Source organism: Flavobacterium hercynium, from assembly GCF_002217285.1.
Classification (GTDB): domain Bacteria; phylum Bacteroidota; class Bacteroidia; order Flavobacteriales; family Flavobacteriaceae; genus Flavobacterium; species Flavobacterium hercynium.
Map to the genome: position 1 here is coordinate 30,943 of NZ_MUGW01000020.1, position 12,436 is coordinate 43,378.

At 32.4% G+C, this 12,436-nt stretch carries 16 protein-coding genes; 4 read left to right on the forward strand and 12 right to left on the reverse strand.

The window, feature by feature from the left end; genetic code table 11:
* Positions 1-189 precede the first annotated feature (189 nt).
* Entirely contained in the window at positions 190-597 is a 408-nt protein-coding gene (locus B0A66_RS10005; protein WP_089049722.1) for a DUF1842 domain-containing protein, read from the forward strand.
* A 171-nt stretch (positions 598-768) separates the two neighbouring features.
* Positions 769-2,244: a hypothetical protein gene (locus B0A66_RS10010; RefSeq protein ID WP_089049723.1), complete on the forward strand. Its 1,476-nt coding sequence runs from the start codon at positions 769-771 to the stop codon at positions 2,242-2,244.
* Here B0A66_RS10010 and B0A66_RS10015 read toward each other — a convergent pair.
* The 5 genes from B0A66_RS10015 to B0A66_RS10035 all read right to left on the reverse strand — a co-directional run bounded on the left by B0A66_RS10015 (position 2,228) and on the right by B0A66_RS10035 (position 4,964).
* Entirely contained in the window at positions 2,228-2,689 is a 462-nt protein-coding gene (locus B0A66_RS10015; RefSeq protein WP_089049724.1) for an SRPBCC family protein, read from the reverse strand. The genes B0A66_RS10010 and B0A66_RS10015 overlap by 17 nt on opposite strands.
* Positions 2,690-2,710: 21 nt before the next feature.
* Positions 2,711-3,619 carry a TIGR01777 family oxidoreductase gene (locus B0A66_RS10020; RefSeq protein WP_089049725.1) on the reverse strand — a complete coding sequence of 303 codons (909 nt, stop codon included), beginning with the start codon at positions 3,617-3,619 and terminating at the stop codon, positions 2,711-2,713.
* Positions 3,620-3,646: 27 nt separating this feature from the next.
* On the reverse strand, positions 3,647-4,033 hold the full coding sequence (locus B0A66_RS10025; protein ID WP_089049726.1) for a hypothetical protein: 387 nt from the start codon (positions 4,031-4,033) through the stop codon (positions 3,647-3,649).
* An 18-nt stretch (positions 4,034-4,051) separates the two neighbouring features.
* Complete coding sequence (locus B0A66_RS10030; RefSeq protein WP_089049727.1) at positions 4,052-4,399, reverse strand: hypothetical protein; 348 nt, start codon at positions 4,397-4,399, stop codon at positions 4,052-4,054.
* 61 nt (positions 4,400-4,460) lie between these two features.
* The gene (locus tag B0A66_RS10035) at positions 4,461-4,964 is read right to left on the reverse strand and encodes a GbsR/MarR family transcriptional regulator (RefSeq protein ID WP_089049728.1); all 504 of its coding nucleotides are present in this window, start codon (positions 4,962-4,964) and stop codon (positions 4,461-4,463) included.
* A 321-nt stretch (positions 4,965-5,285) separates the two neighbouring features.
* Here B0A66_RS10035 and B0A66_RS10040 point away from each other — a divergent pair, with 321 nt between their 5' ends.
* Together B0A66_RS10040 and B0A66_RS10045 are read left to right on the forward strand one after the other, a co-directional pair.
* Positions 5,286-6,200: a glycosyltransferase family 2 protein gene (locus tag B0A66_RS10040; protein ID WP_089049729.1), complete on the forward strand. Its 915-nt coding sequence runs from the start codon at positions 5,286-5,288 to the stop codon at positions 6,198-6,200.
* Positions 6,201-6,320: 120 nt separating this feature from the next.
* Positions 6,321-7,583, forward strand: coding sequence for a cation:proton antiporter (locus tag B0A66_RS10045; RefSeq protein WP_089049730.1), 1,263 nt, complete (start codon positions 6,321-6,323; stop codon positions 7,581-7,583).
* Positions 7,584-7,650: 67 nt separating this feature from the next.
* Here B0A66_RS10045 and B0A66_RS10050 read toward each other — a convergent pair whose 3' ends face one another.
* The 7 genes from B0A66_RS10050 to purE all read right to left on the reverse strand — a co-directional run bounded on the left by B0A66_RS10050 (position 7,651) and on the right by purE (position 12,309).
* A complete protein-coding gene (locus tag B0A66_RS10050) occupies positions 7,651-8,310 on the reverse strand; it encodes a SanA/YdcF family protein (RefSeq protein ID WP_089049731.1) in 660 nt (219 codons plus the stop codon).
* A 15-nt stretch (positions 8,311-8,325) separates the two neighbouring features.
* The gene (locus B0A66_RS22840; RefSeq protein ID WP_165766601.1) at positions 8,326-8,487 is read right to left on the reverse strand and encodes a hypothetical protein; all 162 of its coding nucleotides are present in this window, start codon (positions 8,485-8,487) and stop codon (positions 8,326-8,328) included.
* Positions 8,474-9,061: a zeta toxin family protein gene (locus tag B0A66_RS10055; RefSeq protein WP_089049732.1), complete on the reverse strand. Its 588-nt coding sequence runs from the start codon at positions 9,059-9,061 to the stop codon at positions 8,474-8,476. The genes B0A66_RS22840 and B0A66_RS10055 overlap by 14 nt, the downstream gene beginning before the upstream one ends.
* A 30-nt stretch (positions 9,062-9,091) precedes the next feature.
* Complete coding sequence (locus B0A66_RS10060) at positions 9,092-11,119, reverse strand: M3 family metallopeptidase (protein WP_089049733.1); 2,028 nt, start codon at positions 11,117-11,119, stop codon at positions 9,092-9,094.
* Between the two features lie 28 nt (positions 11,120-11,147).
* Positions 11,148-11,435 (reverse strand): type II toxin-antitoxin system RelE/ParE family toxin, encoded by a 288-nt coding sequence (locus B0A66_RS10065; RefSeq protein ID WP_089049734.1) that lies wholly within the window; start codon positions 11,433-11,435, stop codon positions 11,148-11,150.
* Positions 11,436-11,663 (reverse strand): hypothetical protein, encoded by a 228-nt coding sequence (locus B0A66_RS10070; protein ID WP_089049735.1) that lies wholly within the window; start codon positions 11,661-11,663, stop codon positions 11,436-11,438.
* A gap of 160 nt (positions 11,664-11,823) precedes the next feature.
* Positions 11,824-12,309 carry a 5-(carboxyamino)imidazole ribonucleotide mutase gene (gene purE, locus B0A66_RS10075; RefSeq protein ID WP_089049736.1) on the reverse strand — a complete coding sequence of 162 codons (486 nt, stop codon included), beginning with the start codon at positions 12,307-12,309 and terminating at the stop codon, positions 11,824-11,826.
* Positions 12,310-12,436: the final 127 nt, after the last annotated feature.

Consider the following 12,436-nt stretch of genomic DNA (forward strand, 5'->3'; position numbering starts at 1 on the left):
ATATAGTTTTGAGTAAGATTAAATGAAACAATAAAATTTTTTGAAGTTGATTTTATCGATTAATGTTTTAAAAGTTTAAAACCAAAAACAATTGAAACATCCCCACCAAACAAGTGGAGCAGACCCCACTGAAAAAAACGAGGCGGTTCCGAAAAGCCTTATGAGTAGGAAACTTAAAAAACAAAAGTTATGTCAGAATTATTAATCGGTGCTTATTTAGCGGAAGGAAAAATCGGAAATGTAGGAACACCAGGTGCTCCAATTGCAAAATTTAGTTTAGTGGTGGTACCATCACAAAATTCAGTATCAGGAACGGTAGTAATTTCTCAGGCTGTAAATGGTCCTGATAGTCATATTGTTGTTCAGGTAAAAGGAAGAATCTATGCAACAGGATTTGGAAAATACACAAAAGCAGTTAGCTTGCAAGGACAATACGTTCAGTCTTTTCCACCTCCTGCACTTGGTGCTTTCATCGCAGATTTTGATGCTCACTTTTCAGTTGATGACGAGTGGAATGGAATAGGTGGTTTTTCATACTGGAGACACAGTGTTGAAAACGTACCAGTTGCTTCAGTAAAACAAGGAGAATTAGTATAAACTGCTAATTAGAAATTTATACGGGAATAATATGAATCAGCATAGACATTCCTGACTCGAAAGAGTTTTATTTTAAAAGGCCATCTGATAAGGTGGTCTTTTTTGTTACCCTATTTGTTCTCAAGTAGTATCCCATTTACAGCAAAATCAAATTCACTAAAAAATAAAAAAATGAAACGTAAACCCCTTATAATACTATTTTTAGTTGTTTTTTTAGTAGCAGCCATCACTTTGTTTTTTTTGAATAAAGAACAAATACTGGAAAAAACCGGATTCGCTTCCGGGTATTCTGCTACAGGAACTCAGCCTTGCGCGTGCGAGACGAGCTGGTTTCCTCATGAAAAGACGGCTGCTCCGGCAGAAGGCGATGGAAGCCCTTTTGATTCCAGCTCTACGACAAATTGTGATTTTCATCAGTGGTCATGGCAAAAGTTTTTATGGTTAACAAAGCCACAAGCAACAGGTAATCCGTTTTTTTTAGATTCACTCGATGTTGTTACTCAACAATTAGAAGATGTTGCGCCACAGTTAGGTCTGAAATTAACCTTAAGTTCAATTAATCAGGCAGGTTCCAGTGGTGTTTTGATCTCAAATGCTAAATATAATAACGTCGCGGATACTGTGTTTTATTCGATTCACGTCAATAAATTATTGAAGGAAAAAGCTATAAAAGCAGCTTTGCAAATTAATAATGGCACATTGCCGGTTTCTAATTCAGAGACTTTCCCTGTTGGTGCCTTAGAACTAAAAGTTTCCTGGATTAGTATTGACGCTATTCCGAAACAACAACAAGCTAATTATTTTGTAACTCAGGCAGCGGTTGTAAATAAAAAAGGAACGTATGTACAGAAAACGGTAGCCTTGTTAGGTATGCACGTGGTTGGAATTGTAAAAAATCACCCTGAGTTTATATGGGCGACTTTTGAACATAATGATATGGCACCAATTTATGACAAGAAGAAAAATTCTGTAGCATCAGCAAAAGAGATGTTGTTGTATGAAAAGGGAACAACTTCAGGTATCAATGGAATTAGTTGGGATACCATAACAAATGCTTCACCTATTCTGCCTAATAAAGCCTTTATTCTTTACGAATATGGTGTGCCAAAAGATTTGAATACTGGAGCGTTTACGAAAACAAGTCAGGCAGAACCTGCAAATTTTGATAACATTACAGAGATTAATAAATGTGTAGCTTCTAACTTAAAAGATGTTTTTAAAAATTATTTCTATAACGGTTCCGTATGGTTAGATTTTGATGGTTTTTCCCGACCAGATCAGATAAAAGCAATTGTAACGCGCGATATTTCCAGTGCATTGCCGGATTCATTGGCAAGAGGTTCTGTTAATTTAGCCAATATTACAATGGAAACCTATACGCAGACTTTTACGAGCGATATTCATAACGTTAATAACACTAATCTGGTAAATTGTTTTGATTGTCATCAGGCTTCAAATTTTGATAGTTCAAGACCTGGAAATTCTCCGTTGTTCTTAAGTCATATATTCGGAGATCACTTAAAATTTACCAAGCCAAAACCAATAACGGGTAAAAATGCTGTTGTCGACTCCAGAGAAAAACGTATTCAGGAGATAAAAGCATTAAAGCTAAAACAGTTTCAGCAGTTTGTTAAAAAGAATCAATAGTTTCAGCAGTTGTTGCTAAAATCTTGTTTCTTTCTAAAAGGAAATTGGTAAGATGTTTTTTCAAAAAAAGTGCATCAAATAATTTTCCAAAAATAGTAAACGGAGTTTCATATTGTAGCATATCACTCATGATAGTAACTCCGTTTATTTCTTTAAAATAATGTTTGTGTTTAAAAGACTTAAACATACCTTCTTCCATTTCATCAACAAAATAATCATAAAAGGTCATTGCTGTAATGCGGCTCTTGTGGGTTAAGTAAAAACCAAAATGTTTTCCCCGCCACGTTACGGTTTCGTTTAGATTGATTAATCCTGTTGTTACACCGGCAATTGCTTTTTCTTTGGATGAGCTTGCCGACTTTTGATGTACATCGATATTTCGTGAAACATCAAAAACAGTTTTTAGAGGCGCATTTATTTTCGTAGTAAGATGAATTGTGGTCATAGCTCAATGTTTTTATTTTTTTCACTTTAATAAAGCTCGAAAAGCGCTATCAATATTTCCGTATTTAAATGTAAAGCCATTTTCTACGAGGCGTTTTGGAATTACATTTCTGCTTTTTAAAACCAATTCTGTTTCTGTTCGGATTAAAAATGAACCAATTTCTAGAAAAAATTGGTTTAACGGAATTCCAAATGGAGTACCGACAGTATTTCTAAGTTTTTGCATGAAATTTGCATTTCTAACGGGTTCCGGAGCAACGACATTAATCACACCGTCAAGCTCTTTGTTTATTATAAAATCAACAGCGCTGGCAAAATCTTCTTCGTGAATCCAGCTGATAAATTGATTTCCGTTTCCTTGCTTTCCTCCAAATCCAATTTTTGCAAGTGTTTTTAAAGGAATAAAAGCACCACCATTTTTACCTAATACAATAGACGTTCTCAAAGCCGTTTTTAAGGTATTTGGCGTTACCGTTTTAAAAAAAGCTTTTTCCCATGACAAAGCCACATTTATAGAAAAGTCATTTCCGATTTCGCCCTCAATTTCATCCATTTGTTTGTCTAATGAAAAACGATAAATAGTTGCAGTTGATGAATTCAGCCAATGTTTTGGCGGATTTTGACAATTTAAAATAGCTTTGTTTAAAACCTTGGTACTTTCAATCCTTGATAGCAGAATCTCTTTTTTATTTTCTTTTGTATACCTGCAATCTACAGATTTTCCTGCGAGATTTATTAATACTGTTGCGTTTTCTAATTCATTTTCCCAGCCAGAAAAAGTTCTGGCATTCCAATGTACGTATTTAATGTCTTCGTGGATTTGAGATTTACCTCTGGTCAAAATTACAATTTCCTCAAATTGATCTTTAAAATGACGTACAAGAACCTGTCCTAAAAAACCTGTTCCGGCTGCGATAATGAGTTTTTTCATGGTAGTAAATTTTATAATGGTTGGTTTTTAAGCTTTAAATACAAGTCTTTCTTCTCTTTGTGCTTCTTTGGCTTTTCTTTTTCCTCTAAAGAAAAAATACAAGTTGAAGAATAACATGATACCAAGATAAATAGAAAAACCTCCAATTTTATAACTTAGATTTTCGATTAATTCCTGATAACTGTCTTTGCTTAATTGCAATTCCAGAATCATTAGGGCAAAACCAATATTTAAAAGATAAAATCCGGTTTCAAAAAGTTTATTGGTTGCCTCTGCGATATCTTCTCTTCCTTTAAAGATATCGAGCATAAAAATTTTACCGTTTTTGAAAAGCGTTTTAGAAACGTAATACGTTAAGAACAAAGCTACTGGTAAATAGATTCCGTACCCGATTAAAATTTTTGTAGTTTCCATTTTATTTGATTTTAGTTGTTATTTAATTAATTTGTGAATGTATTTTGTTATAATTATAATGTCGAAATAATGCAATACTGATATAATAAAAATGATGACAGCGGTTTTTAAACTCACCATTTCAATGAGTTGAGCAGCAGATGTTATTTTTTGCCACGAAATTAAAGTCATTGCACAATACCCAATATTGAGTAGATAATAAGCCATTAATAAGACCTGATTTATTTTGTGACAAACATCTTTATGATTGGGAATTAATTCTGATATATAAATGTTGCCGTTTTTATAACAGATTTTCCCAACTCTTAGAATAATGAGAATCGTAATGCTGAGGTAGATTAAATACCCAATGATATTGAGATTCATAGTTTTTAATATTTTTAAACTTTCAGAAAAAAATGAAAGTTTTAATTAAATTTTTTTACTTCTATTTCATTATTTTTAAAACCAGTTTTCCAAGCCAGTTTTCATTAAATTCAGTCATTTTGTCTAACATGTTGTCCGCTTTTAAAACGAAATCATACAACTTAGTCGTTTGATCTACAAAGTGTTTTTCTTCGGCAGAATCTTTTGCTTCAATGGTAGAAACTTCTTTTAAGATTTTAAGCGCTGGTTTTATTTCTCTTTTGCTTCTTTCTCTTGATATTTTGGAAGCTAATTCGTCTAAATCTTTTTCGGCTGTAAAAAACTCTCTTCTTTCTCCGGCTTTATATTCTTTGTAAACAATTCCCCAATCCATTAATGCTCTTAGGTTCATGCTGGCATTACCGCGCGAAATCTGTAATTCCTCCATAATATCTTCCATAGAAACAGCTTCATTTGAAACCATCAATAAAGCATGGATTTGCGCCATAGTTTTATTGATACCCCATTGAGAACCTAAAGCTCCCCAGGTTTGTACAAATTTATTTTTTGCTTCTTTGAATTCCATGAGACAAATGTATGTAAAAGTTTTTAAACTTTCAAAAATAAATGAAAGTTTAATTCGAAAAATGTGATTTTAAAATTTTAGATGTTAGTATTGTTTTGCTAAACAAGGGATTGAGCTTCTTTTGTAGTTGCAGAATTTCATAACAGCAATTTACTATTTTGTACCTTATAATAATCTGCTTGTGACATTTCACATCAATTTTAATTTTTTAGAGGATAAGTTTGCTAAAAAAGAATGGTATTGTTTCTCTTAGACCGATAATCCGTTTTTAGATTAGTACCAAACACGGTATTAATTTTTTTAATATCAGAGTTAAAAAATATGAAACATACCGTTGTAATTCCTTTATACAATAAAGAAGCATATATTTATGATACGATCCGATCACTGGCTTTTCAGGAAAAGAAACCATCAGAAATTATTGTTGTTGATGACTGTAGTACAGATTTAAGTTTAGTTTGCCTGAAAGAGGCATTGTCCTTTTTTGCACCGCAATTTCTTAAAACCAATATTCAGATTATTGCTTTAGACGAAAATTTGGGTTCAGGAAATGCTAGAAATGTTGGTATAGAGCATGCTACAGGAGAGCTTATTAGTTTTTTAGACGCAGATGCTTCTTATACTCCTTCGAGTTTAAGGGAGATTGGAGAGCTTATGGAAGATAATACTATAGATTTTTTAGTATTCGGCATATTGGTAATGCCATCTAACTATTATCTGCCAAACATTAAATCTTTTAAAAATGAATTGACTTTTCTATCAAACGGATTGTTTTTGATACCAAATGCATTGCGCACAATCAGTTCATCTGATTTTAGTAGGGGATTTGGCAGCAATGTAGTTATTAGAAAAAAGTATTTAAAGAAGGTTCGATACGAAACAAATGTTTCCTTATATCAAGATATTGTTTTTTGGTATCAGGTTTTAAAGAATATTGGCAAAGACGCTCGCATAGCATTATTAAACAAAGCCTGTGTCGAAGTGCAGGAAGTCGAAGAACGTTTACCAAAAATGAGCTTTGCTACTTGGAAAGAAGTACAAGTTCCCATTACTATAAAGCGATATAACAAAAGTAGTGACCAATACGATAAGCAATTAATGGGAGTATTGTCTCAGAAATGGTTTAGGTATGCAATGAAACATTTGCCATCTTGGCGCCAAAAAACGTTATTCGTTTTAAGTCACTCTGCGATTTTGATTAAAAACTATTTTTATTTCAAAAAAAGGAATAATTAATAGAGGAAAGATGTTTTAAAATTTCAAAAAGCATGGATTAATTATAAAATTATGTTAATTCACGAAGAGAAATTTTGTATTACGTAATGGAAGGATATTTTTGTAAAAACCCACTTTTTTATGGAATTATACTATACTTTTTCAATACTAATTGTATTGGCCTCTTTCTTCGCCTATTTAAATTTAAGATTTTTAAAACTTCCGGGAACTATTGGAATCATGATTATTGCCATGTTAGTTTCGGTAGGGATTCGTTTATTGGGAGATTCTTATTTTCCTGCTACCACAAAACATTTTTTTGATCTGATAAAAGAATTCGACTTCAATGAAATCCTAATGGGAGCCATGTTGAACTTTCTTTTATTCGCAGGTGCATTGCACGTAAATATGTCGGATCTAAAAGAGCAAAAAGTTCCTATTATGATTTATTCTACCGTTAGTGTAGTATTATCAGCCTTAATAATTTCTGTTTTACTTTATTACATAGCACCATTTTTTGGAGTTAAGATTCCTTATATATTCTGTTTGGTTTTTGGAACCTTAATTTCTCCAACAGATCCAATTGTGGTATTAGGTGTTTTAAAACAGGCAAAAGTTCCTAAAAGAATAGAAACTAAAATTGTTGGAGAATCATTGTTTAATGATGGAGTAGCGGTAGTTATGTTTGCTGTTGTTCTAAAAATGGCAACTGATCCAACATTCGATATGAGTTTTACTTCTATCGCGTGGCTGTTTGCTAAAGAAGGAATAGGAGGGCTTCTGTTAGGAGCTGCTCTGGGATATACAGCATCTAGAGTTATGAAGAAAATTGATGATTACAAGGTTTCTGTTTTAATCACACTTTCTATTGTAATGGGAGGATTCTTGATAGCACAAAGTTTACACGTTTCAAGTCCGCTAGCGATGGTCGTTGCCGGATTGATTATTGGGAATTACGGTAAAAAAGTTGCTATGAGTGAAGTAACAATAGATTATTTAGGGAAATTCTGGGAACTTATTGATGAAATATTGAATGCTATTTTATTCTTATTTATCGGTTTTGAGTTATTGTTATTACCAGATTTGAACAAACAATTGTTAACAGGGCTTGTCGCTATTTTTATAGTATTGTTTTCCAGAATTGCTTCAATCGTTCTACCATGGAAATTCTTTGATATCTTTAAGTTTTTCGGTATCAAATCGGCGTATAACAAAGGATCATTAATGGTACTGGTTTGGGGAGGAATTCGAGGAGGAGTTTCGATTGCCTTGGTGCTTTCTATGCCGGAAGGAGAATATAAAAACCTATTGCTTGAAGTAACTTACATTGTAGTATTGTTTTCAATTGTAGTACAAGGGCTAACCGTTGGAAAATTGGCTAAGAAGGTTTTAGAACACGACTAATATCTATAATTGTCAGAACCTGAGTAAATTCATAAAAAAACCTGCAAAATTTCTTTGCAGGTTTTTTTTATCGCTTGTCTTCTTTAGAATAATTTGATTCTCCGTTGATGTTGATTTTATTTCCCAGAAAACGTGGTTCACGATTTCTGAAAACATCAAGAAAGGATTTAAAAGTAGAAAGAACTTCTCTGAACCTAACGTATTTGTATCCCGGATATTCTCCTTTATTAGCAGAATAACCAACGGATTTGATTCCGAGTTCTTGTCCAATATACAGGGCTCGGTTTAAATGGTATTCCTGCGTTATTAAAGTAGCTCTTTTGATATTAAAAATATGCTTAGCACGATACATTGTTGAATAGGTATCGAAACCTGCATAATCGATAAATATTTTGGTAGTATCAACTCCGTTTCTGGCGCAGTAGTTTTTCATCACCGTAAGTTCATCGTATTCATCACGACCGTTATCTCCGGATAACAAAATTTTATTAATACGGTGCGATTTGTATAACAAGATACCGGCATCTAATCTGTCTTTTAGATATTTACCGGGTTCATTGCCTTTAATTCCAGCACCAAATATAATTCCAACATCATTTTTTGGAAACTTTTTTAACGAATAGTAAATGTGCTTTTTAGTGCTATTTTTTACAGTGGAGTTTACACCAATTATCGCTATTACTACAATAACGATAACGTAAAAGGCTATTTTTAAATATTTTTTCAATTTTCATTTAGGTATTTAGTCTTTAATATCAACTGCGTTAATTGTCTGGATTTTTCCGTCAGCATAGATTACAATTTTCCCATTTATTTTCTTTTTGCTTTCGATCATCTTTTTTGAAGAAACTTTTAATCCTTCAACAATTTTATGTTGCAGTTCTTTAATTTTATCTTTTGTCATCTTTTAAATTGTTTATTATATTAAATAGATCGCTATCAATAATTTGTATTTTATCATTCAGCTCTTTTTCAAGAATAAGAACTGGTAATTTATTTGAATTATCGAATAACATAACATTATTACACTTGTTAAGATAAATCTTAAAGAAATTTTTAATTCCTCGAATATATCTTCGTTCAATTACATCTTCAGGGATATTGTGTCCTCCTTCATTTACCCTAATTTTTACTCGTTGTTTAGCTAATTCAACAGAGTTTAGCCAGAAAAAAATTAGTGTTACAAAATAACCTTGATCTTGAGCTTTTTTTACGATGGAGGCATAGCTTTTTGCTGAAAGAGTTGTTTCAAATGCGAAATCAACTTCTTTTTGTAACAATTCATCAATTCTGTTAAGCATTATTCTCCCTGCTTCAAAACTTACTTTTTCCGGTTGAAAAGGAGATAATCCTTTTGCAATTTCATCGGCATTTACAAATTCTTTGCAATCTAATATTTCAGGTAGGATCGTATATGAAGCTGTAGTTTTACCAGCTCCATTACAACCCGAAATTATATATAAATTTTTATCTTTCAATATATTAAATAATTAACAAAGATATTAATATTAAACTAATCCCGCTCTTTTTAATAAAGCTTCCGGTTTTGGTTCCTGACCTCTAAAACGTTTGTATAAAGTCATTGGGTGTTCTGTTCCTCCTTTTGAAAGTACATTTTCTTTGAATTTTGAAGCAACTTCAGTATTAAAAATTCCTTTTTCGTGAAAATATTCAAAAGCATCAGCATCTAAAACTTCAGCCCATTTGTAACTGTAATATCCAGAAGAATATCCGCCTTGAAAAATATGTGAAAAAGCAGTACTCATGGCATTTTCTTTTACATCAGGATACAATTGTGTATTAGCAAATTGAGCTGTTTCAAAAGTTTTTAAGTCGGTAATGTTAGTTGGATCTTGTCCGTGCCAAGCCATATCTAATAATCCAAAACTCAATTGACGCAATGTTGCCAGACCTTCCTGAAAACTTGCGCTTTCTTTTATTTTTTGTACATATTCTATCGGAATAATTTCTCCCGTTTCATAATGATTCGCAAACAAAGCCAAAGCTTCCGGCTCGTAACACCAGTTTTCCATAATTTGGCTAGGTAATTCTACAAAGTCCCAAAATACTGAAGTCCCGGATAAACTAGAGTAAGTAGTATTAGCCAACATACCGTGCAATCCGTGACCAAATTCATGAAATAAAGTAGTAACTTCATTAAATGTCAATAACGAAGGTTTTGTTTCCGTTGGTTTTGTAAAGTTACAAACGTTCGAAATATGCGGTCTTTCGTTGATACCGTCTTTTATATATTGCGATTTAAATGACGTCATCCACGCACCATTTCTTTTTCCTTTTCTAGGAAAAAAGTCAGCATAGAAAATCGAAACTAAATTATTGTCAGCATCTGTAACTTCATACGTTGTAACTTCTTCGTGGTATTTGTCAATGTCAAAAACTTCAGTAAAGGTTAATCCGTATAGTTTTCCAGCAATGGTAAAAGCTCCGTTTAGTACTTTCTCTAACTGGAAATAAGGTTTTAATTTCTCATCATCTAAATTAAAAAGCTGTTGTTTTAATTTCTCCGAATAATAAGCACCGTCCCATTTTTCTAATTGTTCAATTCCGTCTAACTTTTTAGCGAAAGCAGTAAGTTCTGCAAATTCTTTTTGAGCTGCAGGTTTCGCTTTTGCTAATAAATCATTCAGAAAAGTAAAAACTTTATCCGGACTTTCCGCCATTCTTTCTTCCAGAACAAAATGAGCATGTGTTTTATAACCTAATAAATTGGCTCTTTCAAAACGTAACTTAGCAATTTTAAGTACATTCTCCTGATTGTCAAATTCATTATTCTGAAAAGCTTTTGCACCAAAAGCAATCGCCATTTTTTTACGTAGTTCACGATTATCTGCATACGTCAAAAACGGAACGTAACTTGGATGATCTAAAGTGAAAATCCACCCGTCTTTTTCCTGACTTTTAGCCAATAACTTTGCAGCTTCGATTGTTCCCTCCGGTAATCCTGCTAAATCTTTCTCGTCAGTCAAATTCAATTCAAATGCATTTGTTTCTGCCAGAACATTTTCTCCAAATTGTAAACTCAGTTTTGACAATTCTTTGTCGATTTTACGTAATTTATCTTTTTTATCTTCAGGTAAGTTAGCTCCGTTTCTGGAAAAGCTTTTATATTTTTTATCTAAAAGTGTAGTTTGTTCAGGAGTTAGATTCAGATTTTCTTTTTGCTCGTAAACGGCTTTTATTTTAGCAAATAGAGCAGCGTTTAATGTAATGTCATTTCCAAATTCAGACAACAAAGGCGAAACCTCCTGCGCAATTTTCTGCATTTCATCATTTGTTTCTGCAGAATTCAAATTGAAGAAAATACTGGAAAGACGATCTAAAATATCTCCCGAAAAATCCATTGCTACAACAGTGTTTTCAAAAGTCGGTGCTTCAGTATTATTTACGATAGCATCTATTTCGGCTTTAGCCAAAGCAATTCCTTCTTTAAAAGCGGGAATGTAGTCTTCGATTTTGATTTGAGAAAAAGGGGCTGTATTATGTTTGGTTGTAAATTTTGAAAGTAAAATGCTCATTTTAATTATACGGTTTAAAATTGAAGAATTATATTTTGAATTTTTCCTGGTTTTGAAAATTATTCCAAAAACGAAGCAATTCTAAGTTGTTATTTTCGATTCGGTAATAAAGTGAAATGTGTTTTGTAATGACAATTTTATAAACACTTTTGAAGTTTGTTTTTATAAATAAAACATTGTCATTTTTTAAAAGCGTAATTGTAGAATTTACTTTTTCAATGAAATTTAAAGCGATTTTTTCACTCCATTCAGCTTCTAAGTAATCAATATTATTCCAAAAGTCTTTTTTAGCTTGCGGAGCCCAAATTACATTCATCTATTTGAAATATTTAGAATAACGATTTTTGGTTTCTTCCATGACAACATCATGCTGAATACCTTCATTATTATCTAAAGAATAAATGGCTTCATTAATCTTGTTTTTTTGTTCCTCAGAAAGAGTTTCTCTCGATTGAATAAAATCAACAATTTCCTGAATTAAATCTGGATTATCAATGTCCAGAACAATCTTTGCCAACTCTATTTTAGAAGTCTGAATGTTCATTTCGCTTTTTTATCAAAGTTAAGTTTTTCTTTTAAAATTATTAATAATGAATAGTTAATATATTTTAGAGCGCTATTGAAAGGAAAAGATTCATTACTAAACACAGAAAATGACCATGTTTAGTAATGAATCTTTGATTCTTCTTTACAGACGTAGAGAATTATTTCTTTAAACCTTCTGCTGCTTTATTAACTGCCGCTTTCAATTCTTCTTTGTATGAAATAATAGTATCCAGCACTTTTTTATCATGACTTCCAATGATTTGAGCTGCTAAAATCCCGGCATTTTTAGCCCCGTTTAATGCAACGGTTGCAACCGGAACCCCACCAGGCATTTGTAGAATAGATAAAACAGAATCCCAACCATCAATAGAGTTACTCGATTTTACAGGAACCCCAATTACAGGAAGCGGAGACATTGAAGCCACCATTCCAGGTAAATGTGCTGCACCTCCAGCGCCGGCAATAATTACCGAAATACCACGAGTGTGCGCATTTTTACTGAAATCAAATAATTTTTCTGGTGTTCTGTGTGCTGAAACAATATCTACTTCTGTTTCGATATTAAATTGTTTTAGTATGTCGATAGCATCCTGCATGACCGGCATGTCAGAGATACTTCCCATTATAATAGCTACTTTGCTCATTTTTTTTTAGACTTTTTAGACTTTTTAGATTTTTAGATCGTTAGACTTTCTTAGATTTTTGGATTTTGAGATTAAAAGATTAAAAATTAAAAGATTTAACGATTTAACGATTTAACGATTTTCATAT

Coding starts and splice junctions, on each gene's coding strand:
- B0A66_RS10025 (WP_089049726.1), bottom strand. CDS start 4,033: ATGGAAACTACAAAAATTTTAATCGGGTACGGAATCTATTTACCAGTA.
- purE (WP_089049736.1), bottom strand. CDS start 12,309: ATGAGCAAAGTAGCTATTATAATGGGAAGTATCTCTGACATGCCGGTC.
- B0A66_RS10005 (WP_089049722.1), top strand. CDS start 190: ATGTCAGAATTATTAATCGGTGCTTATTTAGCGGAAGGAAAAATCGGA.
- B0A66_RS10040 (WP_089049729.1), top strand. CDS start 5,286: ATGAAACATACCGTTGTAATTCCTTTATACAATAAAGAAGCATATATT.
- B0A66_RS22840 (WP_165766601.1), bottom strand. CDS start 8,487: ATGACAAAAGATAAAATTAAAGAACTGCAACATAAAATTGTTGAAGGA.
- B0A66_RS10060 (WP_089049733.1), bottom strand. CDS start 11,119: ATGAGCATTTTACTTTCAAAATTTACAACCAAACATAATACAGCCCCT.
- B0A66_RS10015 (WP_089049724.1), bottom strand. CDS start 2,689: ATGACCACAATTCATCTTACTACGAAAATAAATGCGCCTCTAAAAACT.
- B0A66_RS10045 (WP_089049730.1), top strand. CDS start 6,321: ATGGAATTATACTATACTTTTTCAATACTAATTGTATTGGCCTCTTTC.
- B0A66_RS10065 (WP_089049734.1), bottom strand. CDS start 11,435: ATGAATGTAATTTGGGCTCCGCAAGCTAAAAAAGACTTTTGGAATAAT.
- B0A66_RS10010 (WP_089049723.1), top strand. CDS start 769: ATGAAACGTAAACCCCTTATAATACTATTTTTAGTTGTTTTTTTAGTA.
- B0A66_RS10020 (WP_089049725.1), bottom strand. CDS start 3,619: ATGAAAAAACTCATTATCGCAGCCGGAACAGGTTTTTTAGGACAGGTT.
- B0A66_RS10035 (WP_089049728.1), bottom strand. CDS start 4,964: ATGGAATTCAAAGAAGCAAAAAATAAATTTGTACAAACCTGGGGAGCT.
- B0A66_RS10070 (WP_089049735.1), bottom strand. CDS start 11,663: ATGAACATTCAGACTTCTAAAATAGAGTTGGCAAAGATTGTTCTGGAC.
- B0A66_RS10030 (WP_089049727.1), bottom strand. CDS start 4,399: ATGAATCTCAATATCATTGGGTATTTAATCTACCTCAGCATTACGATT.